Source organism: Arthrobacter sp. TB 26, assembly GCF_000427315.1.
In the GTDB taxonomy this organism is placed as follows: domain Bacteria; phylum Actinomycetota; class Actinomycetes; order Actinomycetales; family Micrococcaceae; genus Arthrobacter.
Genome location: NZ_AUPJ01000033.1, coordinates 1 through 512 on the forward strand (window position 1 = coordinate 1; position 512 = coordinate 512).

At 72.3% G+C, this 512-nt stretch carries 1 protein-coding gene; it reads left to right on the forward strand.

Annotated elements, in window-relative coordinates:
• Positions 1 to 512 (forward strand): VWA domain-containing protein (locus K789_RS0100585; RefSeq protein WP_024365049.1); only part of this gene is annotated, 512 nt, incomplete at both ends.

Below are 512 nucleotides of genomic sequence, written 5' to 3' on the forward strand. Positions count from 1 at the left end.
GGCGCCGGCGGTTGCCTCCGCGGGACCGGACAGCAGCAGGGAAGAGGACGACCCGGAACGGGAGGCGGTGCTGGCCATGGCCTCCGCCGAGGAACGCCTGCACCGAATATCGTTCGCACAGCTCACCGAGGCGGAAGTCCTGGAGATCAGGCGGCTGGCGTCCCGGCTGCTGCTTGCGACACCAACGCGCTTGAGCCGCCGCACCCGCAAGTCCGCCCACAGCAGCGCCCGACTGGATGTCCGCGCCACCGTCCGTGCGGCGCGGCGTTCAGGCACCGACACCACCCGGCTGCTGTATGCCCGGCGCCGCGAGCAGCGCCGCAAGCTGGTGATGCTGTGCGATGTCTCCGGGTCCATGGAACCGTATGCGCGGATCTTCGTCTCGCTGCTGCAGGGAGCGGTGGCCACCGCCGGCGCCGAGGCCTTCGTCTTTTCCACCCGGCTGACGCGCCTGACCCGGCAGCTCGCGCTGCGGGATCCGGACGAGGCGCTGGCCCGGGCCGCGGAGGCCG